Consider the following 21690-nt stretch of genomic DNA (forward strand, 5'->3'; position numbering starts at 1 on the left):
CCCCGGCGCGTCTTGGTTTCCGAGAGACTCGCCGGGGCCTTTCGCTGGTCAGGCGTCGAACACTCGATCGAGGAGATGGTCGACCAGTTGTGTTGCGCGCGCGGCGTAGTCGTTGTTGGTGAGCATGCCCTGTGCCAGCCCGCCGAGGGCGAGCAGGATCACTTCGGCGTCGGCCCGGATCAGCTCGTGATCGGCATCGGGCCCGCGTAGTCGCTCGAGTTGTTCGGCGACCGCGTCGACGATGTAGTTCGGCGCGCCGACGGTATCGGCGGATTCCACGTCCGGGCCGGTGAGCGCCGCGGCGTGAAAGATGCCGAGGATGACGGCGTTGTGCCGGCTGGGTTCGTCGAGGGGGAGCAGCGCCAGCAGGATCGTGCGGACGACCTCGCGTGGACCGGCGTCGGGCCCGAGGGTCGCGAGCCCGGTAGCCAGCCGGGCACCGGAATCCTCGACGACCGCGCGGTGGGTGGCCAGCAGGAACTCCCGCTTGGTGCCGAAGTAGTACTGCACCGACCGCACCGAGATTCCGGCCTCCGCCGCGACGGATTGGAAGGTTGCCGTATCGAGTCCACCCCTGGCGATGACCCGGCGTGCCGCTCCGGTGATGACCTTGCGGCGTTCTTCGTGATCGGCCAAGCGTGGCACCCTGCCTCCTTCTGTTCCCGGCTGCGCGACGAGGTTTCATGGTACGCCCATACCACTGTTGTGGTACGGTTATATCACCAACGAGACAACAGGGGTGGTCATGGCCAAGATCGGGCGATTCAAGAACGACAAGGCGCGCGAGGAGTACCTGCGGGCTTACCGTGAACTGGAGAAGCAGTGGCCGGTTCCGTGCACCATGCTCGACATCCCCACCTCCTTCGGCACGACGAAAGTGCGCAAATCCGGTGCGGGCGAAGGCGTTCCGATGGTGCTGATGCACTCGCTCGGTGGCAACAGTCTCATGTGGAGCCACATGGTCGAGGACTTCGCGCGGGAGCGGGTGGTGTACGCGCCGGAGATGATCGGCGCCCCGGGACTCAGCGTGCAGACCGCACCGATCGACGAGTCGAAGTTCGGTACCTGGCTCGGTGAAGTGCTCGACGGGCTCGGAGTCGAGCAGGTGCATCTGGTCGGGTACTCGCAGGGCGGTTGGCTGGCCATGGCGATCGCCGCGGGGGAGCGGCGGCGGTTGGCGAGTCTGACGATCGCCGAGCCGGGCGGCACCTTGACCAAGCTCAAATGGAGCGTGCTGTGGACGATGATCAAGGTAGGTGCTCGGCCCACCGACAAGAACCTGCGCAAGATGAACGCCTGGCTCAATCCTGGAGTCACCTTGACCGACGCGGAATTCGCCGGTGTGAAGGCGGCGCTGAAATATGTCCCGACCATCGGCTATCCGCGCATGTTCGCCGACGAGAGATTGGCCTCGATCACGGCCCCGACCCTGGGGCTGTTCGGCGCGGAGTCGCTGATCGTCGATCCTGAGCTCGCCGCCCGACGTCTGCGCGACAACATCGCCACCTGTGAAACCGAGATCTTCCCGAACGCCGGGCACGGCCTCTTCTACCAGATACCCGACCTGGTGACGGCCCGCATCCTCGACTTCACCCGTCGCTACGAACCGACAGACGCGCGCCACGCCGAATGAGGGGTGCGGGGCGCTGATAATCCGCTGAGAACCGTGCATAGTGGACACCTTGGCGCCGGTTGGGGCGTTGTCTCGGTAAGAGGTCCCGTGCGGCCTCCGGGAAGGAGTTCGTCATGAGTCTCATCGGAACCCTGCTCGGTTACGCGTTGACCGTGTTCTTGGTGCTGTTGATCGCGCGCATGGTGGTGGATTGGCTCGGCACGCTGGGTAATCGGTCGCCGTGGGTGGACAAGGTGCGGTCGGTGACCCACGCCGCCACCGAACCGGTGATCGCGCCGGTGCGCGGGGTGCTCAAGCCGGTCCGGTTGGGGGAGGTCTCGATCGATCTGGCCTTCACCGTGGTGTTCATCGCCGTCCTGATACTGCGCGCGGTGGCGTTCAGCTTGTAGGGGGCTCCTCGACCCCTTCCACCCGCCAGCGGGTCAGGACCGCGCGGACGCAGGAGGCGTCGGCGAGGGCGTCGACGGTGTCGGCGAGGGCGGATTCGCGGGCGCGGTGGGTGAGCACGATCAGGTGGGCGGCGTTGTCGTGGTGTTCCTGCCGGACGCGGGCGATGCTCACCCCGTGTTCGGCGAAGGTCGCCGCGACCTGGGCAAGTGCGCCCGCGTGGTCGGTGACGCGCAGGTTCAGGTAGTAGCGGGTGGGGGTGTCGCCCAGGGGTGCTACGGGGAGTTCGGCATAGTAGGACGCGCGTGGGGCGCGGCCGTTGTGGACGCGGTTGCGGGCGGCCATGATCAGGTCGCCGAGTAGTGCCGAGGCGGTGGCGGCGGTGGCGTCGTGACCGGAGAACATCAACCGCCCGGCGCCCTCTGCTTGCACCGTCACCGCTCGCATCGGCGCCTGTACCCGCGCCAGCGGATGGGTCGCCGGTAGCAGCGCGGGGTGCACGCGTACCGAGACCCATTCCTTGCCACCGTCTTCGGGCTCACAGATCCTGGTGCAGACGGTGAGCGGGCGCAGCCGCAACGACAACGCCGCGGCCGCTGCCAGATCATGGGCGCTGGGCGTACCGAACTCCTCGACGTGCACGTCGGTCACCGCCACCCGGGTGTGGAACGCCAGGGTCGCCAGGATCGCGGCCTGGGCGGCCGCGTGCGGGCTGTGGGTGGCGAAGACGCCGAGCACCTGGCGCACCGCGTCACCGGCGAGCGACTGCGTCAGCGGCCGCACCACGGGCACCCCGCCGGCCACTGCGGCCTCGAAACACAGATCCGCACCGGATTCCTCGGCGACGGCGGCCAATTCGGGTCCGTGCCGGGCGATCAGCGCGGTGCCGGCGGTGATCACCGATCGGCCGTCGCGCAGGGCATCGCGCACCGTGTCCAGCGCATCCACCGTGTCACCGGCATCGATGACGAGATCGGCGTCCGCGGGCGCACCGAGACTCAGCCGGGCCCCGGCCCGCGCGCTCAACTCCGGCCCGGATTCGCGAACGACACGCACCACCTCCGCGGCGAGTGGACCGGCGCCGAGCACGGCGACACACAACGAGCGGGCACGAAAGTGCTGACTGACCATAGGAATTCGCCTTAACGCCGGGAGCTGTCGAACCGGGAGCCGACGCCGAACGCCACCCCCCATCGAGCCAGTATCGCGGCAAGAACGGCACGGCGGCACCACTTTTCGTGTCACAAACCACCCGGGCTCGCCCGCTTTGCCGGGATACTCGACTGGAGTTACCCGCGAGTACCACGCGGGCGAGCAGGGGAGAGGACACCCACTATGGCCCTGGTTGTACAGAAATTCGGCGGCTCTTCGGTCGCGACCGCGGAGCGGATCCGCCGGGTCGCCGAGCGGATCGTCGAGACGAAGAAGCAGGGCCACGATGTGGTGGTCGTGTGCTCGGCGATGGGCGACACCACCGATGAACTGCTGGATCTGGCCGCTCAGGTGGCGCCCGCGCCGTCACCGCGGGAGATGGACATGCTGCTCACCTCGGGTGAACGCATCTCGAACGCGCTGGTGGCCATGGCCATTCACGCACTGGGCGCGCAAGCCCGTTCGCTCACCGGTTCCCAGGCCGGGGTGATCACCACCGGCGCCCACGGCAACGCCAAGATCATCGCGGTCGATCCGGGCCGGGTGCGCCGGGCTCTCGACGACGGGGAGATCGTGCTGGTGGCCGGCTTCCAGGGCGTGAGCCAGGACAGTCGCGATGTCACCACCCTCGGCCGGGGCGGTTCCGACACCACCGCCGTCGCGCTGGCCGCGGCGCTGAAAGCCGATGTCTGCGAGATCTACACCGATGTCGACGGCGTGTTCACCGCCGACCCGCGAATCGTGGCCGACGCGCAGAAACTCGACGAGATCTCCTATGAGGAGATGCTGGAGATGGCGGCGTGCGGCTCGAAGGTGCTGATGCTGCGCTGTGTGGAATACGCGCGCCGCTACCACGTACCGGTGCACGTGCGCTCGTCCTATACCGACACGGTCGGCACCACGGTCTTCGGGTCGATGGCCGACATCCCGGCCGCGCAGGCCGTGCTCACCGGGGTCGCGCACGACCGCAACGAGGCCAAGGTGACCGTGGTCGGTGTGCCGGACGAACCCGGCTACGCGGCCAGGGTGTTCCGTGCGGTGGCCGACGCCGAGGTCGGTATCGACATGGTCGTGCAGAACACCGGCACCGGCCGCACCGACATCACTTTCACCCTGCCCACCGCCGACGGCGACCGCGCGGTGGCCCTGTTGCGCTCGCGGCGCGCCGAGATCGGCTTCACCGACCTGCGCTACGACGATCGGGTGGGCAAGGTGTCGCTGATCGGTGCGGGCATGCGCAACCAGCCCGGCGTCACCGCGACCTTCTGTGAGGCACTGGCCACGGCGGGCATCAACCTGGACCTGATCGCCACTTCCGAAATCCGCATCTCGGTGCTGGTGCGCGACACCGATCTCGACGAAGCGGTGCAGATCCTGCACCGCGCCTTCGATCTCGGCGGCGTGGAGGTGGCCGTCGTGCACGGTGGCACCGGCCGGTGAACCCGTCGGGCATGATGAAGTGATTCCCGATTCGAGCGGAGACCACGATGCGTGCACGGTTGACCACCTTCGTCAGGGCCGGACTCGAGTTCGACGTGGTCGATGCCGGCCCGCTCGACGGCCCGGTCGTCGTCGTCCTGCACGGTTTCCCGCAGACCGCCACATCGCTGGCCGAACTCACCGCGCTGCTCAACGCCCGCGGTTACCGGACCCTCGCCCCGAATCAGCGCGGCTACGCACCGGGTGCGCGGCCGCGCGGTCGGCTCGCCTACCGGATGAGTGAACTCGTCGCCGACGTGCTCGCCCTGGTCGACGAGCTCGACCGTGGTCCGGTGCATCTGGTGGGTCACGACTGGGGCGCGATGGTCGCCTGGTCGATGGCGGCCACCCGGCCGGAACGGGTGCGCACACTGGTGACGCTGTCGGTGCCGCACCCCGGCGCGTTCGTGCGGTCGCTGGTCAGCAGTGATCAGCTGTTGCGCTCCTACTACATGGGGTTGTTCCAGCTGCCGGTGCTGCCCGAGCGGTTGTTGCGGGCCAGGCCCGAGCTGCTGGACCGGATGCTCGCCCGGTCGGGCATGTCGGCGGCGGCCATCGCCCGGGTGCACAGCGAGATCATCGACGCCGGCGCCCTCACCGGCGCGTTGAACTGGTATCGCGCACTGGTGGCCGGCTCACCGCGCACGGCCACCGCGCGGGTGGGGGTGCCGGTGACCCACGTGTGGGGTTCCGGTGACACCGCGCTGAGCCGTCGCGGTGCCGAGCTGGCCGGGCAGTACGTCACCGGGCAGTACCGCCTGGTCGTACTCGACGGCGCGTCGCACTGGCTGCCCGAGGAACGCCCGGCCGAGCTCGCCGACCTGATCGCCGAACGGGTCGAGTCGGTGGCGGTCTGATCCCGCTCAGCCGATGGGGGCGGCCAGGGCGCGCCACGCATCGGCGGTGGTCGGGATCAGCGGTGCGCGGCGCAGTGCCGCGCGGGCGGCCAGTTGTTCGCTGATCCGCTCACGCACGCCCGGCCATTCGTCGTGCAGGATCGAATAGAACGCGGTGTCGCGTACCGCCCCGTCGAGCCCGCGCGAATGTGCCCGGCGAACGCCGTCGCTCACCGCACCGAGGCGTTCGATCGCCGCGCGTGAGCGCCGGTTGCGGGCATCGGCGCGCAGGGTCACCCGGCGTACACCCCAGCTGTCGAAGGCGTGAGTGAGCAGCAGCAGCTTGGAGTCGAGATTCACCGGCCCGCCGCGCACCGTGGGGGTGAGCCAGGTGTTGCCGATCTCGACGGCGTCCGGAATCGCGCCGCTGGGGCCCGCGGCGACCGGTTCGGCCGACAGCGGCCAGGTCAGCGGACCCCGCCAGTAGTCGAGGTGGGTGAAACGGGTCGCCCCGACCACGCATTCCTCCTCGATCGTGACGATCGCGAAGGCCAGTGCTGTGCCGGCCAGCTGGGCGGCCTCGGCCTGGAAGACGTAGGTGCGCGCCTCCTGTTCACCGTGCGGGACCACGGTGAACTCCGCCGGTCCGCGTAGCGCGGCGGCCGCGCCGGCCAGGCCGGGGACGTGGTGCGGTGCCAGGGGTTCCAGCCGTACGATGCGGCCGTGGAGCATAACGGGTGCGGGCATGGTGACCGGCGTCCTTCGTCTGAGGGGGTCGCCGAATCGCGAGGCGTGGATCTCACGCGGCACGCGATGGCGGCGAAGCGAAACGAACGATCCAGCAGCATCGAGAAGACATCGAAAATGAGCTGGATGGACGATAGCCGAACGTGCCGCATTCAAACGACACGACGCCGAGATGTCGCCGCCGAAAATTTGCCGGTTCCGGCGAGTCGGACGAACCGGTCTCGCGCGCCGCGGGGGTGACTGCTCGGCCCCGACTGGGTCACGGTGTGGAACGCGCAACGTTTTCGCACCTCAGTGGCTATAACAGTTCGATAAATGACACGCGTGTACAAATATTGGGCGAATGTCCAGTTACGCTGGGGATCGGCAGTTCCGGCGCGTGTTCTGCATGAAGTGCGGCGACGTTACGAATTCGTATCGCACTGATGTTCGATGTGATGCAGATCACACCGCCTGTTATTCGATTGTCTCGCCTGGCACGCTCGTAATTGCTGAACGTTAACCGTTTGTGACCACCGGTCCGGGTCGATGCGGATCTTGCCGGAATGAATGCCGCACCGCACGCGAATCCGTCGACCGTGTCGGAGCGGCCACCGGAAGGGAGCTCATGATTATGAGCAGTGTCTACTTCGAATCGAACAGCAATCTGACAGTTACCGATCGTGACCGCCGTAGTTCGGCACTCGCCGATTCCTCGATCGCGCCCCTGGCCACGCCCGGGCTGATCCTCGGTGTGGTCCTGCTCGGGCTCGGGCTCGCCGCGCTGCTGCGATTGGGCGACTGGGCGGGCAATTATGGCTCTGTCCTGGTGGTTCTCGCCTACGTCCTCTATATGGCCGCCACCGCCAGGTTGGTGCTCTGGGGTGGGACCACCGTCTGGTCGCTGCACCGGCGTTGAGGCAGGCGACGGCGCGTGGTCAACTGATTCCAACACGGGCAGCGCTGAACAGTTACTCCGGTATTCAAGGTTCGGGCAAATGGATATGGGCGTAATCGGTGCGAACCCGGAGTGGCGGCCTGATCGAGTGAATGATGTTTTCCCGGTAATTCATCGACCACCTCGATTGGCCGCTTTCCGGGCGCCCTGGACCAGATCACCACGGTCGCGGAGAGCTGAGCGGCGCGTTCGACCGATCTCGGCCGGTCGGCGGGTGGGCGGCGGCGGGTAAGCTCAGCTGGTGAAGCAACTGTGAAAGACCTGATCGTCGGCGTCGTCGCGACCTCCCGCAAGGAAAACGAACACCGGCTGGCCATCCATCCGGCCCATCTCGATCGGATCGATCCCGGCTTGCGTGGCCAGATATTTCTCGAACACGGCTACGGTGAGCGCTTCGGCTACTCCGATGCCGCGCTGGCCCCACTGGTGGCCGGTCTGCGCACCCGCGAAGAACTGTTCGCCGAATGCGATGTACTGGTACTGGCCAAGCCGCTGGCCGCCGACCTCGAGCAGATGCGTCCCGGCACCATCGTGTGGGGCTGGCCGCACTGTGTGCAGGACACCCGGATCACCCAGCTCGCCATCGACCGGGAGCTGACGTTGATCGCCTGGGAGGCGATGAACCACTGGACGAGTTCGGGTGCGTTCAGTGTGCACGTCTTCCACAAGAACAACGAGCTGGCCGGTTACTGCTCAGTCCTGCACGCGCTGCAACTGCGCGGCGTGACAGGCGATTACGGTCGCCGGATGCGCGCCGCGGTGATCAGTTTCGGCGCCACCGCGCGCGGTGCGGTGCGGGCGTTGTCGGCGCTGGGCATCAGCGACGTGACGGTGCTGACGCAGCGCAGCGTGTCGGCGGTGGCCTCACCGTTCGCCTCGGTGCGGATGCAGCACTTCCAGCGCGACCCCGACGCACCCGGTCGCACGCTGGCGCTGAAGGCGCCCGAACCGGGGCCGCTGGCGGAGATGCTGGCCAACTACGACGTGATCGTCAATTGCATGTTCCAGGACACCGAGGCGCCGTTGACCTTCGTCACCAACGACGATCTCGAGCTGTTCGCCCGGGGCACCCTGTTCATCGACGTCTCCTGTGACGAGGGGATGGGCTTCGAATGGTCGCGGCCGACCTCGTTCGCCGACCCGATGTTCGGCATCGGCGAAGGACTGCACAACTACGGTGTGGACCACAGCCCCTCGTTCCTGTGGGACTCGGCCACCTGGGAGAACTCCGAAGCTCTGCTCGAGTACCTGCCGGTGGTGCTGGCCGGGCCGGGCGCGTGGGACGGCAGCGAGACCATCCGGCGCGCCATCGAGATTCGCGGCGGGCGCGTCCAGAACCCGCGGATCCTGTCGTTCCAGGGTCGTGCCGACGTTTACCCCTACGCGGTGAACTGAGCCGCCGGCGCCCCGTGCGGGGTGGTGCTCACCCCGCACGGGTTCAACCGCGCGACGCCGGGTATGCGCCGCACGAGCGCGGAAAAGAGCCTGAGGTGAGGAGCGGCGATGGACGAGGACGACGCCGCGTGGAACCAGCGGATGCGTGGTGAGACCGTCATCCAGCGGCTGGACCGCAACTGGGCCTCGCTGCTGCAGGAACTGCGGGTGCTGCAAACCGGCGTGCAAGTCCTGACCGGTTTCCTGCTGACACTGCCGTTCCAGTCGCGCTTCGACACGTTGAGCACCTCGCTGCGCGTGGTGTATCTGGTCGTGGTCACCGCGGCGATCGCGGCGACCGCCCTGCTGGTGGCCCCGGTCGCCATCCATCGCCTGCTGTTTCGCCGGCACCGCCTCGATGTGCTCGTCAGCGGCGCGCACCGGCTCGCGCTGGCCGGTATCGCCCTGCTCGGGATCGCGTTGACCGGGATGGCGGTCCTGATCTTCGACATGGTCGTCGGCACGACGGCGGGCGTGATCGCGGGCGTCGTCGCGGCCCTGCTTTTCGTGAGCGTGTGGTGGGTGCAACCGCTGCTCTACCGCAACGGGAAACGCTGATTCCGCTGCCCGATTCGACCCGGCGGGACGGGGTAAACGCCGACCGGACCGGATGATCCGCACAGAGCGCGACGTCGTACGGAGGGCAGAACGGTGGACGAGGACGGATTGGTGCGGGTGCGGCTCACGGTGCCCGCCCCGGTGCAGGATGTGTTCGCCGTGCTGGCCGACGGCTGGAGCTATACCGGCTGGGTCGTGGGCGCCTCCCACATCCGGGCGGTCGACAGCGGCTGGCCGCAGGTGGGTACGCGGATCCACCACAGTGTGGGGCCGTGGCCGTTGACCGTCGACGACAGCACGGAGGTGCGAGCGGCCGACCCGCCGTACAGTCTGGAACTCGATGCCCGGCTGTGGCCAGCCGGGGCGGCCGTGGTGCGGCTGGATCTGCGCGAAGTCGGCCCGCGCACGACCGAGGTCGTGATGGGGGAGCGAGCGGTCGGAGGGCCCGGGCGGATCCTCCCGCACGCCGTGCAGAAGCTCGTGCTCGTACCACGCAACCGCGAATCCCTCGTCCGCCTCGCCGACATGGCTGTCGGCCGGAGCCGGGCCGCGGCGCCGCCGCGGACGGGCGGGTGAACCGGGCCCGAGTCAGCCGCGGCGTGGGGTAGCAGGCGGGAAGCTCGCGCGGTCGACGATCACGCGGCGCACCGTGCCGTCGGCGACGAGGAACCCGTCGTCGTGCACCGCCACATCGAAGGTCAGGCGCAGGCCGTCGACCTCGATCAGCCGGGCCGTGACGGTCAATGTGGTGCCCGGGGCGCTCGAGCGGCGATGCCTGATCGACACCTCGGTGCCGACCGTGGTGTGCCCGTCCGGCAGCTGTCCGGCCACAGTGCACACCGTGGCCTCCTCCACCAGTGCGACCACCCGCGGCGTCCCGAGCACTTCGACGTCGCCACTGCCCAGGGCGGCGGCGGTGTCGCGCGCGGTGACCTCGACATCGAATGCGGCGCGGAGCCCAGCTGTCAGCACAGTGCTCACGGTAGCCGTTGCGCGCCTTCGTCGTGGGCCGTCGCGGCCGGGTTCCGACCGTCAGGCCGAGGGGTCATCGGACTCCAGGTCTGTCGAGCCGTGCGCGGACAGGGCGGCATCGAGGGCGTCGAGGTGGGCACGTACCGGGCCCACGTCGAGCAGGCCGCTCTGCGCGGTGGTCTCGGCCGCGGCGGGCGCGAGGTGGAGGCGGGCCCGGCGCATGGTCGACACCTCGTCGGCGGCGATGGCCGCGTGCGCGGTGATCGCCCACAGTGCTTCGAAGAGCAGGTCGCGCGGTGGCGACGGCAGACGGCGCAGAGCTGTTCGCGCACTGTCGATCGCGCCGCGGGACACCAGCAGCACCGGCCGCACCCAGGGTTCGTACGGACCCCAGTCCGTGTCGGCATCGATGGCCGCGATTCGGTCGACTGCGTGGCTGCGCAGATACAGGCTGGAGCGGGCCAGCGGTAACAGTCCGTGTTCGAGTCCGGGCATTCCCGCCCCGACGAGGGTGGTGGCCGCGGACTCGTAGGCCGACTCGGCGGTCGCCAGGTCCGTGGTGACCGTGGCACGCAGTGCGCGATACCAGGTGGTGAACACCGTGACCAGGGGCAGTTCGTAGCGCTGGGCGAGCGCGTCGGCGGCCTCGGCATGCTGTTCGGCGCCGGCGTAATCGCCCAGCGCGCAGCGGGTCTGGATGCAGATGAGGTGGCCGAGCACCTGGTGGGTGACCAGTTTCCCGGTGGTCGCGATGGCGAGTATCTCCGTGCCGATGGCCTCGCGGCGCGGGGCCAGGCCCGCCCGCTGGAAGCTCTGCATGAACACGCCGTTGAGGGCGAACGCCAGCAGTGACGGGTCGCCCAGCCGGCGCGCGATGTCCTCGGCCCGGCGGGCGGCTCGCAGCGGCCGCAACCCGGCCTCGGTCGGCTCGTCCACGGGCAGGCTGCCGCGGGATTCGACGGCGATGGTGGCGAGCAGTCCGGCCCGGTCGGCGTCGTCGTGGTCGCCCAGCCGGCGCAGGGTGCGCTCGGCGATGTGCACGAGCCGGCGGGCCTGTGCCGGGTCGTCGGCGCGGGTCCAGACGGCGGGTACGTCGTAGATGCCGATCACGCGGGCGGTGAGCTCGGGGTCACCCAGCTGGTCGGCGGCCGCTACCGCGGACAACCGGTGCGCGCGTGCCGCTTCGAGTCCACCGCCGCCGGTCACGGCGAGATCGCGCATGAGACCGGCCGCCGATTCCAGCCGGGTCCTGGTTCTCGGCGGGACCGCGCTGTCGTAGGCGGCGCGTGCCCGTTCCCACACCTGTGCGACCGGATCGGCGGCTGCGGGATCGAGGTGGTCGGCCTGGCGCAGGAGGTCGTTTTCGAGGCGCCGCAGTTTCGGGCCTGGGTCGATGCCGAGGTCCTCGGCCAGCAGCCGCCGCGCCCGCGCGAGTACCGCCAGAGCATCGGCTTGCCTGCCCGCGCGGTATAGCGCGGTCGCCAACAGGCCCCAGGCGTCCTCACGCCACGGATGTGCGGCGACGTGTGCGTCGAGGTCGGGGACTGCCGCCGCGGCCGCTCCGAGGGACAGTTGCGCGGCGGCGCGGCTTTCGACGGCCAGTAGTCGCTGTTCGGTGAGTCGGGCGCGCTCGGCCCGGGCCCAGGGTTCATCAGCGAAGTCGGCGTAGGCGGGGCCACGCCACCAGCTCAATGCGGTGGTGAGCAGCGAGAAGGCCTGCTCGGCACCGAGCTCGCCCGCCGCACGCACCGCATCGTCGAAGCGCCACGCGTCGACGGCGCCGGGGTCGGCCCGCAGTGCGTAGCCGCGGCCTTCGGTGACCAGCAGTCGCGCCGGTGTGCGGGGCGCGCGGTCGGGTTCGAGCGCGCGGCGCAAGCCGGCGACGAAGGTGCGGATCGCGCCGATCGCGTCGGCGGGCGGGTCGGCCCACAGATCCTCGACCAGCCGGTCGACCGGAACCGCCCGACCGCGCGCCAGGATCAGCCGTGCCAGCACCGCCCGGTGCCGCGGACCGCGCAGGGCGACCGGTCCGCCCCGGTCGTCGTGGGCGGTGACCGGGCCGAGTACCTGCAACCGCATCAGGCCAATGTAGTGCGCGTTCATCGAATGCTCATCGCCGCGTCGCAGGCTCGGAATCGTCACGCGCCGACCGGGCGCGACGCCGTCGAACGAAAGCAGCCACCCCGATGATTCGCCTCCCCGGATTCGACTACCACCGTGTTCGTGTCACCGACGATGTCGCGCTCAGCGTCGCCGTCGCCGGCTCGGGCAGCCCGATCGTGCTGCTGCACGGATTTCCGCAGACCCACCTGATGTGGCGCCACGTCGCCGCCGAGCTGTCCACCGACCACACCGTGCTCGTCCCGGATCTGCGGGGCTACGGCGACAGCGACAAACCGGCGGAAACGGGGGCCGACACCTACTCCAAGCGGACGATGGCCGCTGACATCGTCGCTCTCGCACAGCATTTCGGGCACTCGCGCTTCGCGCTGGCCGGTCACGACCGAGGTGCGCTGGTCGCCTTCCGTGCCGGGCTCGATCACCCAGGTGCGATCAGCCAACTCGCCTGCCTCGACGTGCTTCCCACCCTGGACATGTGGGACGTACTGCACGGCACCGCCGCCGCCGTCGGCTTTCACCTCTACCTGATGGCGCAACCCGCCGGGCTCCCCGAGCAGCTGATCTCGGCGAGCGCCGACGCCTTCTTCGGCCACTTCCTCGACCTGTGGATCAAGGATCCGGCCGCCATCCCCGGCGAGGTGCGCACCGCCTACCTGGCCGCCGCCCGCGCCGCCGTGCCCTCGATCGTGGCCGACTACCGGGCCTCGGCGGGCATCGACGTCGACCACGATCGCACCGACCGTGCGGCGGGCAACCGCCTGACGATGCCGGTGACAGTTCTGCAGCAGGACTGGGGCGCCGCCCTCGGGTACGAGGCCACCGCCCTGTGGTCGAGCTGGGCGCCGAAACTGGAACACCGCACCGTCGACGCGGGCCACTTCATGGCCGAGGAGGACCCGGCCACCGTCACCGCGGCCATCCGGGCCCTGCTCGAGCGCTGACCGATCGGGACCGGCTACAGCTCGGCGGGCTCGGCGATCGGAGCCGGTACGGTGCGGAGCAGTTCGGCGACTTCGGTGGGGGTGGCGGCCGGGAACAGTTGGCGCACACCGATCATGGCGAGCAGGCGGTCCTGGTCGGTGCCGGCGCCCATGCGCGTCACCACCTCGTGGGCTGCGCGGTTGGCCGCGGCGAGTTCGTCGGCCCGGCTCAGACGTTCGAGGTTCTCGCGCACGATTTTGTCCAGGTCGGTGGAGCGCTTGTAGAACAGCGCGGTGATGCCGACGGGGACCGCGCCCATGATCGAGGTCGCGGCGGCGGCGTCACTGTTGCCGAAGGCCGCCATGGAGGCGGCGGCGAGCACCACGACCACGCCGCAGCAGCCGCTGATCACATAGGCCCAGAAGAACGCGGTGCTCTGCGCCATCGCACCGCGCATCTGCCGCAGGTATTCGGCGGTGCGATGACCGCCCGGGGTGGCGCATCCGGGGCCGGTCGCATCGGCGGGCTCCGGTGGTTCGGGGCTCGTGTCGGCGCGTGTGCCGGCCCGGCGGCTGAACACCGTCGAAACCCACGCCGACAGCGCGGCGATCAGGGTCGGAACCAGTCCACCCGTGCCGATCAGCAACAACACTTCGTTCACAGTGGTCCCCCCGAGAACCGCTCGCACCCCGTCCGATGGCGAGGCGAACTCTACCTCGAGCGGTTCACATCACCACTGGCGCAAGGTGATCGACCTTCCCTCAGCGGACGGAGGTGAGGCGGCGTTCCGGTTCGCTGCGGTAGCGCGAGTGGTCGCCGTCGACCTTCAGTACCTTCCACAGTCGCTTGGTCACCGGGTTCATCAGACCCAGTTCGTCGGCGAGGGTGCGCATGTCGCCGAAGAAGCCGCTCAGGATCTGGCGGGAGGTGGGGCTGCGCCAGAAGGCGTCGGCGAACACCTGGTCGGGGATGTCGAACTTCCTGGCGAAGGACTTGGGTGGTTTGACCAGTTCGTCGGCCAGCCAGCGCATCGCGATCGGGAAGGCGACCGCGCACACCGCGGTGCTCACCGGGTTCATCCGGGCCACGTGCGCGCGCAGGAACTCGTTGGCGAAGGAGATGTGGCGGGCTTCTTCGGCGATGTGGATCTGCATGATCCGCAGCAGCGTGGGCTGGGTGGCGTTGCCGGAGCGGATCAGCGCCTTCTGGTAGTGGTCGATCGGCTCCTCACCGCCGAGGATGCCGATGAACAGGATGGCCCAGAAGTAGCCGCCCGCGACACCGATGAACGGCGAGGCGACCCGGAATGCCGGACGCATCCCCGGAACGTCGTCGCCGATCCGGTTCACCAGCTCCTGGAACATCTGGATGTGGTTGCACTCCTCGGTCATCTCGTGGAGGCAGTACCGGAACTCGGGCGAGCCGTTGGGCAGCGTCATCGCGTACTGCATCATGCCGCGGATGAGGATGGACTCGAAGGCCAGTCCCACTTTGGCGGCGTTGGCCTGACGCCAGCGCCCGATCTCGATGCGCCGCTCCAGGGGCAGGTTCTGATACCAGCCGGTGGCACCGAGTGGATCGAGCTCCGGTGAGAGCACCCAGCGTGGGTCGTTGCGGTCGACCGCGAGTTCGGGTGCGTCCCAGTCGATATCGAGGTAGGGGTCGAATCGGCGATGGACCGAGCCCTCCGAGAGTGTGCGCAGCGCGTCGGCGTACTCCGACTCGACAGCGGCGGATTTCGAGAACGTCATTGTTACTCTCCGATGTCACCTGGACAGCCACCGAGCAGGCCGTCCACACAAGATAAATGTAACGCACTGTCTCGGATACTTCTAGGGGTCGCTGCGGGGCACGCGGCCGTCGAGATCGGTGAAGCCGTAGGCCTCGGCCAAGTCGGCGACGCGCCAGGCCCGGCCGGTGCGGGCCGAGCGGTCCGCATCGGCGGCCAGCGCGACGACGGCGCGACCGGGGAAGCGTGGCGTTTCGGCGGCGTCGAGGTCGAAGGTGCCCTCGCCGGGGAGTGTCACCAGGCGGCGACCCTGTTCGTCGGCCGGGACGAGTTGCAGCAGTTCGGTGTTCACGATGCCCGGCCACAACGACACCGCGGTGGCGCCGGTGCCGTCCAGATCGTGGGCCAGGTCGGCGGTGAGCCGGTCCAGGGCCGTTTTGGCGACGCCGTACACCGCGTTGTGCGTATAGCGCTGGGCGCCGGGGGAGGAGATGTTGACGATCAGGCCCGCCGACTCGATCAGCAGCGGGGCGGCGAGAACGGCGGCCACGTAATGGGATCGCACGCCGATGTCGAAGGTCTCGTCCCAGGCCCTGGCCGGTACATCCCAGAACTTTCGGCCGAGCCAGCGCGCGGCGGCAGGGGAGTTGTAGACGTTGTTGACCAGCACATCCAGGCGCCCCTGCTCGGCGCGCACCCGCGCGAACAGCTGCTCGACCGCCGCGTCGTCGCGGTGATCGCAGAGCACCGCCACGCCGTGTCCGCCGAGTTCGGTGATCTCGGCGGCGGTGTCGTGCACGGTGCCGGGCAACTTGCCCGCCGTGGTGGTGCGGCCGGTGATGTACACCGTCGCGCCCGCCGCGCCCAGTTCCTGGGCAATGCCTTTGCCGATGCCGCGACTGGCTCCGGTCACGACCGCTACCCGGCCGTCGAGAATCTTGGGTGTTCCGCTCATGGTCGTCGCACACTACCGTGAAAATAAGAACACGTTCTAGATTTTGGAGGCGTCGGTGGAACTTCGACACAGGTATCTCGACATCGACGGCACGCGGATGCACGTCGCCGAACAGGGGCAGGGGTATCCGGTGGTGTTCTGCCACGGCTTCCCGCACACCTCCTACATCTGGCACCGTCAGCTGCACGCGGTGGCCACGGCGGGGTACCGAGCCGTCGCTCCCGATCTGCGCGGATACGGCCGGACCGAGGCCCCCGCGCAGATCGAGGCGTACACCAACGCGGCGGTGATCGGCGACCTACTGGCCCTGCTCGACGACATGGGTGCCGAGCGGGCGGTTTTCGTTGGCTTGGACTTCGGCGCCCAGCTCGTGTGGGAGTTGTCGCTGCGCGCCCCGGAGCGGGTGGCGGGGGCGGTCGTGCTGAACAATCCGTTCGCGCCGCGCCCGCCGCGGGCGCCCTCGGAATTCTGGACCAAGGCCGCGCAGCGGCACTTCCTGCACCTGTCCTACTTCCAGGAACCAGGTGTGGCCGATGCCGAACTCGCCGCCCGACCGGCGGAATTCCTGGCGCGGGTGTACTACTCGCTCTCCGGCGACTACCACTACCTCGACACCTGGAAGAATCCACCGGGCCTGGGTTATCTCGACGTACTGCCCGAGGCGCCACCGCTGCCGTGGTCCTGGCTCAGTACGGCCGAATTCGACACCCTCGTAGCGGAATTCACCCGCACCGGATTCACCGGCGGGCTCAACTGGTATCGCAATCTCGATCGCAACTGGGAGCTGACCGAATCGTTGGCCGGTCGCACCGTTGCGGTGCCCGCCTACTTCCTCTACGGCGAGAACGACCCGGACATGGAGGGTTTCAGCGGTCGTGACCCGCTCGCCACGCTGCGCGCGAACGTGCCCGATCTGCGTGCGGTGGTGCGGGTTCCGGACGCGGGCCATCTGGTACATCTCGAACGCACCGCCGCCGTCGACGAATTCCTGCTCGCCGCGCTGGGGGACCTCGGCGTGTGAACCCTCAGCGCACCCGGTCGTAGACGAGGGCGAGTTCACCGAGTTCGCCCGCGGTGTGCCGGACCAGCTGCCACTGCGAGCCCGGCACCCCGTCGGTGAAGAAGCGGGCGCCGTCGCCGGCGATCTCGGGAACGATCATCAGGTGCAGGCGGTCGATCAGGTCGGCGGCGAGGAGCTGGGTGACCGTGCTCGGGCTGCTGTTGACCAGGATGTCGCCGCTGCCGGTGGATCTCAGTTCGGTGATGACCTCGGCGGCGGGCGCGTCGACAAGGCGCGTGCGCTCCCAGGGTGCTTCGGTGAGAGTGCGCGACAGGACGACCTTGTCCACGTCGACCAGCCATTGCGCGTAGGCGCGATCGCGCGGGTCGGCGTTCTCGTCCGTGGCGACGCTGGGCCAGAAACTCAGGAATCCTTCGGCGTTGACGCGGCCGAGGACCGCGGTGGTCGCGCCGTCGAAGATGCCGGTGAGGTAGTCGCGGGCGACCTCGGTGCTCGCGTACCCGACGATGGCGCCCAGGTCGGCCGGCCCGCCCGGACCGTGGTAGCGGCCGTCGAGGGTGAGGCTGATGTTGGTGGTGACTCTGCGTTCGGTCATGACTGCACTTCCCTTGCCAGGTTGTCGAGTACTTGGTTCCAGCCGGTTTCGATTCCGGCGATGAAAGGCGCGGCGGCGACGGTCGTTTCGGTGATGATCAGATCGAGCCGGAGCCGGGTGCCGTCGGGGACGGCGTCGAGGACGAGGGCGTAGTGGCCGGTGAACGAAACGGCGCCGGCGGCGTCGAGCACCGAGAGGTCGAAGGTCAGGCGCCGAGGTGCGTCCGCTTCGGTGACGCGGCCCTGGGAGCGGTAGCGCCGCCCCTCGGCATCGCGGTAGTCGAGTACTACGCGCCCATCCGGTGCTGCCTCGATCAGGCAGTCGGTGATCGCCATCGACGGCGGAACCCACCACGGCGCGAGCAGATCGGGATCCACCCAGTGCTGCCAGATGCGTGCGGGCGTCGCGGTGAGTATCCGCTCGAACGCGAATCCGCGCCCATCGGCCCATCGATCCTGCTGGGCGGCAACGGATTCCTCCTCGATGGCGGCGAGATAGCGTTCGATCACACCGCGTTCGTCCTGATGTGCCTCGATGGTCTCGCTCAGTGTGCGCAGCCGGTCCCCGAGTGATCTCAGCGGCGCCGGTTCGAGTGCGTAGACGCGACGCTGGCCCAGTGGGAACACCGTGACCAGCCCGGCTCTGGCGAGAGTTTGGAGGTGCTTGGTGGTCTGCGGCTGCCGCAGACCGGTCGATTCGGCCAGTTCGCCGACCGACCGTGGCCGCTCGGCCAGCAGCTCGGCCAGGCGCCAGCGTGTGCTGTCGCCGAGTGCCGCTGCGATCTCATTCATGGTGTAAGTATTCGCTATTTGGAATATTCCTGTCAAGGAATATAAAAGTGGGCCACCGGCACCAGCTGCCGATGGCCCACTGTCGAAAGCGGGAGCTGATCAGTCGCCGCGGAACGCGTCCTTGACCTTCTCGCCGGCGTCCTTGATGTTGGACTTGGCCTGCTCACCGCGGCCTTCGTTCTCCAGGTCGCGATCCTCGGTGGCCCTGCCGGTGGCTTCCTTGGCCTTGCCGGCCATCTCTTCGGCCTTGTTCTTCGCCTTGTCTGCCAGACTCATGACTTTCCTTCCGGACAGATCGCTCGGCCACACGGGGCCGGTGGGCCATCTGTGGGACCCAACGACCGCCTACCCGCGCTACCACGGGACAAACAGCCCGCCGTGTTCGGCACCGGGAAATGGGGTAGCACCGCTACGAGGACCCGAGGTAGTCGGGCCTGTCAGGAGGAGCTCGATGTCACGTATGAACAAGACCGCCGCCGCACTGCTCGCCGTGGGTGCGATCGGGTTGGCCGGCGTCGGATGCAGTGAGGCCGAGAAGGCGATCAACAAGGGTGGTGACACGCCCTGTAGCGAGTACACCGCGCAGGACGCGGACAAGAAGCGCACCACGGTGACGAAGTTCCTCGAACAGGAACGCGGTAGCGACGCGCAGTTGGACCAGAACACTGTGGACCTGTCGATCGCGGCCATCGATCTGATGTGCGGGGCGCAGGCGAACCCGGACACGCCGATCCGCGAGGCGGACCTGACCGGGGCGCTGGTTCCGAAGTAGCCGTACCGCGCCGGCGAGGTGAAGCACCGACGTTCGTGCTTCGGTCAGGGCTGGGCGCCCTGGCCTCGTCGGCGCGTGCGGGGTTCAGCCGCGGGGGTGGCGTTGTTCGTAGGCGGCCCGGTCGGCGTCGGCGCGACGTTGTTCGGCCGCGAAGGCCAGTTCGGGGGCGAAGCCGTGGCTCACCAGGCGGTGGCGACGGTAGACGTAGACCAGGGCGACGGTGAAGTAGATCAGCGGCAGGTACAGCAGCGCCATCATCGACAAACCGATCCACAGCGGCCCGGGCACCAGCAGGAACAAGCACAGCAGTGGCAGTACCGGCAGCAGAAAACGTGCGAGGTAGCGGCGGGTGGCGCCGGGGCCGGTCAGGTCGGCCAGCACCCAGTCCGACATCGACGGCGGCAGTGTCGCGCCGGTGATGTAGCGCAGCCGCTGCCACAGGTTCGGGCTGGTCATGATTTTTCCCTCGTTTCCGCGGCGCGCAGGGCGGCCGTGTTGACCCGGCCCAGGACATCGCGCAGCTCTTCCAGGTCGGCCGGGCTCACCCCGAGCCGGTCCACGACCGCCGGCGGGATCTGCTCGGCTCGGCGGCGTAGGTCGCGACCGGCCACGGTGAGGTCGATCAGCAGGGTGCGCTCGTCGTGCGGGTCGCGGCGGCGGGTGATGAGACCGGCCGATTCCAGCCGTTTGAGCAGTGGCGACAGGGTGGGCGAGTCGAGCTGGATCGCCTCGGCGACGGACTTCACCGACATCGGTGTCTCGCCCCACAGCGCGAGCATCACCAGGTACTGCGGGTGGGTGAGGCCCAGCGGCTCGAGCAGCGGCCGGTAGACGGCCAGGACGGAGCGGTTGGCCACGGCCAGGGCGAAACACACCTGCCGGTCCAGTCGCAACGGGTCGTCGAGTTCGGTCATCGGGCACCTCCTGCTCGCCACAACATTAATGGGCGAATGATTCGTGCGCAAACTAATCGTGGCGGCTGTTTCGGCGCCACCTGCGCGGGTACGGTCCGAGCACGCGCCTGCTGCTGGAGGAGGAGGGACGTCGTGGGTCCGAAGGCACACGTACCGACGGTCGGCGTCGAAGAGGAGTTCCTGCTGACCGACCCCGCGACCGGCGCACCGGCACCCCGAAACACCGAGGTGGCGGCCACCGCGCGCGACACCGGCCTAGACCTGCAACTCGAGCTGACGAGCTGTCAGGTCGAAACCAGCAGCGCGGTGCACTCCGACATCGGTGCCCTGCTGGCCGAGCTGCGTACCTCCCGGCGCCGGGTCGCCGAGTGCGCGGCCGCGCACGACACCCGGTTGCTGGCGGTCGGGGTGCCGCCGACGGTGCCGGCGGGGTACCCGGTCACCGACACCCCGCGCTATCAGCGCATCGGCCACGCCTTCGGCATGATCGCCCACGAACAGGGCCTGTGTGGCGGCCACGTGCACGTGGCGGTGCCCGACCGCGAAACCGCGGTGCAGGTGGGCAATCATGTGCGCCCGTGGCTGCCGATACTGCTCGCGCTGACCGCGAACTCGGCGATCTACCGCGGTAGTGAGACCGGGTACGCGAGCTGGCGCAGCATCCTGTGGCGGCGCTGGCCCAGCGCTGGCCCACCACCGTATTTCGCGTCGCTGTCGGAGTACGAGTCGATTGTGGCGATGATGCGGGCCAGCGGCAGCATCCTCGACCTCGAGATGGTCTATTGGGACGTCCGCCCGTCGGAATCGTTTCCGACCGTCGAGGTGCGGGTCAGCGATGTGCCCGCCACCGCCGAGGAATCCGCGCTGCTGGCCGCGCTGATCAGAGGCATCGTCAGCACCGGCCGCGCCGCCGTCGACCGCGGGGAACCGGCCCCGGCCGTGCCCGGCGAGGTGCTGCGCGCGGCCTACTGGAACGCGGCGCACTCGGGGATGGACGGTGCCGGGCTCGATCCCGTGCGTGGCCGGGTGCTTCCACACCGCGAACTGCTGGCCGCACTCGTCGACCGGATCGGTCCCGCGCTGCGCGAGGCAGGCGACCACGGTTTCGTCACCGACACGATCGCCGTGGTGCTCGCCCGCGGCAACGGTGCGCGGCGGCAACTGCGTGCCCTGCGCGCACGGCACGAAATCGCTGACGTGATCACCGAATCGGCGCGCGCGACTCTGCAAGGATGCCCATGACCCGAAAACCGGAAAAGGAGCAGCGCCGATGAGCCGCCGAGTCCAGATCACCGTCGATGCCCGCGACCCGCGCGCCCTGTCGATCTTCTGGCGGGAGGTGCTCGGTTACGTGCATCCCGGGCCACCCGGCGTCGACCTGCTCGCCGGGGCCGACCCGTTGGCCGCGTGGGACGAGTTCCTCGCCCGTCTCGGGGTGCCACCGGAGCAGCGCAACACGCGCTCGGCCATCGAGGACCCCGACGGGCAGGGCCCACGGGTGTTCTTCCAGCAGGTCCCCGAGGACAAGGTCGCCAAGAATCGCGTGCACCTCGATGTCCGCGCGGCGCCCGGACTCCAGGGCGAACAGCGCATGGCCGCCCTGGAAGCCGAGTGCGCGCGGCTGGTCGCCCTGGGCGCCACCCGGTTGAGCCGCTTCGAACCCCAACCGCCGATGAGCGCGGGTCACATCGTGCTGGCCGACCCGGAGGGCAACGAGTTCTGCCTGGACTGAGCGG

The 21690-nt window shown here is 68.9% G+C and carries 26 protein-coding genes; 13 read left to right on the plus strand and 13 right to left on the minus strand.

What is annotated here, in order from left to right:
- Positions 1 to 48 precede the first annotated feature (48 nt).
- On the minus strand, positions 49 to 645 hold the full coding sequence (locus ACFO5K_RS10215) for a TetR/AcrR family transcriptional regulator (RefSeq protein ID WP_378559567.1): 597 nt from the start codon (positions 643 to 645) through the stop codon (positions 49 to 51).
- Between the two features lie 100 nt (positions 646 to 745).
- Here ACFO5K_RS10215 and ACFO5K_RS10220 point away from each other — a divergent pair, with 100 nt between their 5' ends.
- Positions 746 to 1633: an alpha/beta fold hydrolase gene (locus ACFO5K_RS10220; protein WP_378559569.1), complete on the plus strand. Its 888-nt coding sequence runs from the start codon at positions 746 to 748 to the stop codon at positions 1631 to 1633.
- A 113-nt stretch (positions 1634 to 1746) separates the two neighbouring features.
- Complete coding sequence (locus tag ACFO5K_RS10225; protein ID WP_378559572.1) at positions 1747 to 2022, plus strand: YggT family protein; 276 nt, start codon at positions 1747 to 1749, stop codon at positions 2020 to 2022.
- Here ACFO5K_RS10225 and ACFO5K_RS10230 read toward each other — a convergent pair.
- A complete protein-coding gene (locus tag ACFO5K_RS10230) occupies positions 2012 to 3151 on the minus strand; it encodes an ACT domain-containing protein (RefSeq protein ID WP_378559575.1) in 1140 nt (379 codons plus the stop codon). The two genes, ACFO5K_RS10225 and ACFO5K_RS10230, sit on opposite strands and share 11 nt — an antisense overlap.
- A 204-nt stretch (positions 3152 to 3355) precedes the next feature.
- Here ACFO5K_RS10230 and ACFO5K_RS10235 point away from each other — a divergent pair, with 204 nt between their 5' ends.
- Entirely contained in the window at positions 3356 to 4612 is a 1257-nt protein-coding gene (locus tag ACFO5K_RS10235; RefSeq protein WP_378559578.1) for an aspartate kinase, read from the plus strand.
- A gap of 47 nt (positions 4613 to 4659) precedes the next feature.
- On the plus strand, positions 4660 to 5508 hold the full coding sequence (locus ACFO5K_RS10240; RefSeq protein ID WP_378559581.1) for an alpha/beta fold hydrolase: 849 nt from the start codon (positions 4660 to 4662) through the stop codon (positions 5506 to 5508).
- A gap of 6 nt (positions 5509 to 5514) precedes the next feature.
- On the opposite strand, the gene ACFO5K_RS10245 is transcribed toward ACFO5K_RS10240, so the two are convergent.
- Positions 5515 to 6234 carry a GNAT family N-acetyltransferase gene (locus ACFO5K_RS10245; protein ID WP_378559584.1) on the minus strand — a complete coding sequence of 240 codons (720 nt, stop codon included), beginning with the start codon at positions 6232 to 6234 and terminating at the stop codon, positions 5515 to 5517.
- A gap of 613 nt (positions 6235 to 6847) precedes the next feature.
- Between ACFO5K_RS10245 and ACFO5K_RS10250 the strand changes: the two genes are divergently transcribed.
- The 4 genes from ACFO5K_RS10250 to ACFO5K_RS10265 all read left to right on the plus strand — a co-directional run bounded on the left by ACFO5K_RS10250 (position 6848) and on the right by ACFO5K_RS10265 (position 9739).
- Positions 6848 to 7132 (plus strand): hypothetical protein, encoded by a 285-nt coding sequence (locus ACFO5K_RS10250; protein WP_378559587.1) that lies wholly within the window; start codon positions 6848 to 6850, stop codon positions 7130 to 7132.
- Between the two features lie 291 nt (positions 7133 to 7423).
- Positions 7424 to 8566 carry a N(5)-(carboxyethyl)ornithine synthase gene (locus ACFO5K_RS10255; RefSeq protein ID WP_378559589.1) on the plus strand — a complete coding sequence of 381 codons (1143 nt, stop codon included), beginning with the start codon at positions 7424 to 7426 and terminating at the stop codon, positions 8564 to 8566.
- 108 nt (positions 8567 to 8674) lie between these two features.
- A complete protein-coding gene (locus tag ACFO5K_RS10260) occupies positions 8675 to 9163 on the plus strand; it encodes a DUF6328 family protein (protein WP_378559591.1) in 489 nt (162 codons plus the stop codon).
- 93 nt (positions 9164 to 9256) lie between these two features.
- Positions 9257 to 9739, plus strand: coding sequence for an SRPBCC family protein (locus ACFO5K_RS10265; RefSeq protein WP_378559594.1), 483 nt, complete (start codon positions 9257 to 9259; stop codon positions 9737 to 9739).
- A gap of 12 nt (positions 9740 to 9751) precedes the next feature.
- Here the strand turns inward: ACFO5K_RS10265 and ACFO5K_RS10270 are convergent, their stop codons facing one another.
- A complete protein-coding gene (locus ACFO5K_RS10270; RefSeq protein WP_378559597.1) occupies positions 9752 to 10135 on the minus strand; it encodes a thioesterase family protein in 384 nt (127 codons plus the stop codon).
- A gap of 60 nt (positions 10136 to 10195) precedes the next feature.
- Positions 10196 to 12214, minus strand: coding sequence for a BTAD domain-containing putative transcriptional regulator (locus tag ACFO5K_RS10275; RefSeq protein ID WP_378559600.1), 2019 nt, complete (start codon positions 12212 to 12214; stop codon positions 10196 to 10198).
- 107 nt (positions 12215 to 12321) lie between these two features.
- Here ACFO5K_RS10275 and ACFO5K_RS10280 point away from each other — a divergent pair, with 107 nt between their 5' ends.
- Positions 12322 to 13197: an alpha/beta fold hydrolase gene (locus ACFO5K_RS10280; protein ID WP_378559603.1), complete on the plus strand. Its 876-nt coding sequence runs from the start codon at positions 12322 to 12324 to the stop codon at positions 13195 to 13197.
- 14 nt (positions 13198 to 13211) lie between these two features.
- Here the strand turns inward: ACFO5K_RS10280 and ACFO5K_RS10285 are convergent, their stop codons facing one another.
- The 3 genes from ACFO5K_RS10285 to ACFO5K_RS10295 all read right to left on the minus strand — a co-directional run bounded on the left by ACFO5K_RS10285 (position 13212) and on the right by ACFO5K_RS10295 (position 15861).
- Entirely contained in the window at positions 13212 to 13838 is a 627-nt protein-coding gene (locus tag ACFO5K_RS10285; RefSeq protein WP_378559606.1) for a TRADD-N-associated membrane domain-containing protein, read from the minus strand.
- A gap of 100 nt (positions 13839 to 13938) precedes the next feature.
- Positions 13939 to 14928 (minus strand): AurF N-oxygenase family protein, encoded by a 990-nt coding sequence (locus tag ACFO5K_RS10290; RefSeq protein WP_378559609.1) that lies wholly within the window; start codon positions 14926 to 14928, stop codon positions 13939 to 13941.
- A gap of 81 nt (positions 14929 to 15009) precedes the next feature.
- Entirely contained in the window at positions 15010 to 15861 is an 852-nt protein-coding gene (locus tag ACFO5K_RS10295; protein ID WP_378559612.1) for an SDR family NAD(P)-dependent oxidoreductase, read from the minus strand.
- 55 nt (positions 15862 to 15916) lie between these two features.
- Here ACFO5K_RS10295 and ACFO5K_RS10300 point away from each other — a divergent pair, with 55 nt between their 5' ends.
- Positions 15917 to 16882, plus strand: a complete 966-nt coding sequence (locus tag ACFO5K_RS10300) for an alpha/beta fold hydrolase (RefSeq protein ID WP_378559615.1) — start codon at positions 15917 to 15919, stop codon at positions 16880 to 16882.
- Positions 16883 to 16886: 4 nt separating this feature from the next.
- On the opposite strand, the gene ACFO5K_RS10305 is transcribed toward ACFO5K_RS10300, so the two are convergent.
- The 3 genes from ACFO5K_RS10305 to ACFO5K_RS10315 form a co-directional block, all read right to left on the minus strand.
- Positions 16887 to 17477, minus strand: coding sequence for a dihydrofolate reductase family protein (locus ACFO5K_RS10305; RefSeq protein WP_378559618.1), 591 nt, complete (start codon positions 17475 to 17477; stop codon positions 16887 to 16889).
- Positions 17474 to 18268 (minus strand): metalloregulator ArsR/SmtB family transcription factor, encoded by a 795-nt coding sequence (locus ACFO5K_RS10310; protein ID WP_378559621.1) that lies wholly within the window; start codon positions 18266 to 18268, stop codon positions 17474 to 17476. Before ACFO5K_RS10310 ends, ACFO5K_RS10305 begins: the two co-directional genes overlap by 4 nt.
- Positions 18269 to 18367: 99 nt before the next feature.
- Complete coding sequence (locus ACFO5K_RS10315) at positions 18368 to 18544, minus strand: CsbD family protein (RefSeq protein WP_378559624.1); 177 nt, start codon at positions 18542 to 18544, stop codon at positions 18368 to 18370.
- A gap of 175 nt (positions 18545 to 18719) precedes the next feature.
- Between ACFO5K_RS10315 and ACFO5K_RS10320 the strand changes: the two genes are divergently transcribed.
- Positions 18720 to 19040 (plus strand): hypothetical protein, encoded by a 321-nt coding sequence (locus ACFO5K_RS10320; RefSeq protein ID WP_378559627.1) that lies wholly within the window; start codon positions 18720 to 18722, stop codon positions 19038 to 19040.
- An 84-nt stretch (positions 19041 to 19124) separates the two neighbouring features.
- Here ACFO5K_RS10320 and ACFO5K_RS10325 read toward each other — a convergent pair whose 3' ends face one another.
- A complete protein-coding gene (locus ACFO5K_RS10325; RefSeq protein WP_378559630.1) occupies positions 19125 to 19496 on the minus strand; it encodes a DUF5313 family protein in 372 nt (123 codons plus the stop codon).
- Entirely contained in the window at positions 19493 to 19954 is a 462-nt protein-coding gene (locus ACFO5K_RS10330) for a MarR family winged helix-turn-helix transcriptional regulator (RefSeq protein ID WP_378559633.1), read from the minus strand. The genes ACFO5K_RS10325 and ACFO5K_RS10330 overlap by 4 nt, the downstream gene beginning before the upstream one ends.
- Before the next feature lie 132 nt (positions 19955 to 20086).
- On the opposite strand from ACFO5K_RS10330, the gene ACFO5K_RS10335 reads away from it, so the two are divergent.
- Positions 20087 to 21196 carry a glutamate--cysteine ligase 2 gene (locus tag ACFO5K_RS10335; protein WP_378559636.1) on the plus strand — a complete coding sequence of 370 codons (1110 nt, stop codon included), beginning with the start codon at positions 20087 to 20089 and terminating at the stop codon, positions 21194 to 21196.
- A 28-nt stretch (positions 21197 to 21224) separates the two neighbouring features.
- Positions 21225 to 21686, plus strand: a complete 462-nt coding sequence (locus tag ACFO5K_RS10340; RefSeq protein ID WP_378559639.1) for a VOC family protein — start codon at positions 21225 to 21227, stop codon at positions 21684 to 21686.
- The last annotated feature ends 4 nt before the right edge of the window (positions 21687 to 21690 follow it).

It is taken from the genome of Nocardia halotolerans (assembly GCF_042650145.1).
GTDB lineage: Bacteria > Actinomycetota > Actinomycetes > Mycobacteriales > Mycobacteriaceae > Nocardia > Nocardia halotolerans.

What these genes read in the sequence shown, in the direction of transcription:
- ACFO5K_RS10245 (WP_378559584.1), bottom strand. Translation starts at nt 6,234, where the DNA reads ATGCCCGCACCCGTTATGCTCCACGGCCGCATCGTACGGCTGGAACCC.
- ACFO5K_RS10280 (WP_378559603.1), top strand. Translation starts at nt 12,322, where the DNA reads ATGATTCGCCTCCCCGGATTCGACTACCACCGTGTTCGTGTCACCGAC.
- ACFO5K_RS10220 (WP_378559569.1), top strand. Translation starts at nt 746, where the DNA reads ATGGCCAAGATCGGGCGATTCAAGAACGACAAGGCGCGCGAGGAGTAC.
- ACFO5K_RS10240 (WP_378559581.1), top strand. Translation starts at nt 4,660, where the DNA reads ATGCGTGCACGGTTGACCACCTTCGTCAGGGCCGGACTCGAGTTCGAC.
- ACFO5K_RS10250 (WP_378559587.1), top strand. Translation starts at nt 6,848, where the DNA reads ATGAGCAGTGTCTACTTCGAATCGAACAGCAATCTGACAGTTACCGAT.
- ACFO5K_RS10305 (WP_378559618.1), bottom strand. Translation starts at nt 17,477, where the DNA reads ATGACCGAACGCAGAGTCACCACCAACATCAGCCTCACCCTCGACGGC.
- ACFO5K_RS10235 (WP_378559578.1), top strand. Translation starts at nt 3,356, where the DNA reads ATGGCCCTGGTTGTACAGAAATTCGGCGGCTCTTCGGTCGCGACCGCG.
- ACFO5K_RS10275 (WP_378559600.1), bottom strand. Translation starts at nt 12,214, where the DNA reads ATGCGGTTGCAGGTACTCGGCCCGGTCACCGCCCACGACGACCGGGGC.
- ACFO5K_RS10330 (WP_378559633.1), bottom strand. Translation starts at nt 19,954, where the DNA reads ATGACCGAACTCGACGACCCGTTGCGACTGGACCGGCAGGTGTGTTTC.
- ACFO5K_RS10230 (WP_378559575.1), bottom strand. Translation starts at nt 3,151, where the DNA reads ATGGTCAGTCAGCACTTTCGTGCCCGCTCGTTGTGTGTCGCCGTGCTC.
- ACFO5K_RS10260 (WP_378559591.1), top strand. Translation starts at nt 8,675, where the DNA reads ATGGACGAGGACGACGCCGCGTGGAACCAGCGGATGCGTGGTGAGACC.
- ACFO5K_RS10225 (WP_378559572.1), top strand. Translation starts at nt 1,747, where the DNA reads ATGAGTCTCATCGGAACCCTGCTCGGTTACGCGTTGACCGTGTTCTTG.
- ACFO5K_RS10340 (WP_378559639.1), top strand. Translation starts at nt 21,225, where the DNA reads ATGAGCCGCCGAGTCCAGATCACCGTCGATGCCCGCGACCCGCGCGCC.
- ACFO5K_RS10315 (WP_378559624.1), bottom strand. Translation starts at nt 18,544, where the DNA reads ATGAGTCTGGCAGACAAGGCGAAGAACAAGGCCGAAGAGATGGCCGGC.
- ACFO5K_RS10290 (WP_378559609.1), bottom strand. Translation starts at nt 14,928, where the DNA reads ATGACGTTCTCGAAATCCGCCGCTGTCGAGTCGGAGTACGCCGACGCG.
- ACFO5K_RS10295 (WP_378559612.1), bottom strand. Translation starts at nt 15,861, where the DNA reads ATGAGCGGAACACCCAAGATTCTCGACGGCCGGGTAGCGGTCGTGACC.
- ACFO5K_RS10325 (WP_378559630.1), bottom strand. Translation starts at nt 19,496, where the DNA reads ATGACCAGCCCGAACCTGTGGCAGCGGCTGCGCTACATCACCGGCGCG.
- ACFO5K_RS10320 (WP_378559627.1), top strand. Translation starts at nt 18,720, where the DNA reads ATGTCACGTATGAACAAGACCGCCGCCGCACTGCTCGCCGTGGGTGCG.
- ACFO5K_RS10310 (WP_378559621.1), bottom strand. Translation starts at nt 18,268, where the DNA reads ATGAATGAGATCGCAGCGGCACTCGGCGACAGCACACGCTGGCGCCTG.